The sequence below is a fragment of the Pseudomonas ovata genome (assembly GCF_003131185.1).
GTDB lineage: Bacteria > Pseudomonadota > Gammaproteobacteria > Pseudomonadales > Pseudomonadaceae > Aquipseudomonas > Aquipseudomonas ovata.
In genome coordinates this window covers 1-1031 of the sequence record NZ_QFFU01000058.1, presented here as the reverse complement: position 1 = coordinate 1031, position 1031 = coordinate 1, and the positions used below count along the sequence as shown (strand labels likewise).

Genomic DNA, 1031 nt, shown 5'->3' with positions numbered 1-1031 from the left:
CTCAGGCTGTCGGGGCTGTGAAAGCGCATCAGTGCCGGGTCGTAGGCCCGGTAGCCCTTGCCCAGCAGGTACCAGCCCGTGGCGCTGTCGAGCATCTCGCCGTTGTAGCCGCTCAGGCTCAGCAGCGGCTCGTCGCTGTGTCGCTGGCCGTAGGCGCTGTATACCGCGCGGCGCTCGTCGCCCTGCTGATACTCGGCGCGCAGGTTGCCGTTGGCATCGGTCAGCGCCAGCAGGGTCTGGTCCGGGTCGTGGCTCTGCTGCTGCCCCAGCACACCCTGGGGGCCGTGCAGCCATTGGCTGGCAATGCCTTGCCTGACCGCACAACTGAGGGCGTCGTCTTGATAGAACCGCAGCGTTGGCGCCTCGGCGCCCTGGGTGGCATTGACCAGATGATTGTGGCCGTCGTAGCCATAAGCGGCCACTGCCTGCCCGTCCGGGTGTTCGACTGCTGTTAACCGGCCTTGCAGGTCATAGTGCAGTTGGCGGCCCAGCCGGTCATTGAGCTGGTTGCCGTCGGCATCGTAGCGGAAAGTCGGGTAGCCAGATGCCCGCGCCGGCGTGTATTTGATTTCGTTCAACTGGCAGGGCACGACAGCGTCGTACACGTACTGGGCGAGCTCAACGGCCGGCGTGCTGCCCGGTGTAAAGTTGGTGCGCACCGTCTTGAGATTGTCCAGGGCATCGAAGGTGAATATCTGCTGGGTATAGGCCCGGCCCAGGTCATCCCGGGGCAATTGCTCACCGGTGCAGGTGTGGCTGCCCAGGCGCCCGCGTGAATCGTATTCGAATGTTTCGTCCAGCACGGTGAGGGTGTCCTGACGCCAGCAGCGGCTGAGCAACAGGCCGTCCGCCTGCCAGCGCTGCTCCACGGTTTGCCGGGGTTGCCCGGTCATGTCCACGGTCCGGCAGGTCTCGCGGCCGTGCGCGTCATAGGCCTGCTCCAGTACCAGGGTCGTAAAGGCTGTCTGATCGCGGGTGGTGGTGCGCAGCAGCTGCCCCAGGGTGTTGTATTCCAGCGTGGTGCGCAGGTT

At 65.3% G+C, this 1031-nt stretch carries 1 protein-coding gene; it reads right to left on the bottom strand.

Features of this window, described 5'->3' with window-relative positions; genetic code table 11:
- Positions 1–1031, bottom strand: a 1031-nt coding sequence (locus DGA31_RS29415; protein ID WP_277749413.1) for an RHS repeat protein, incomplete at both ends; no start/stop codon positions are given.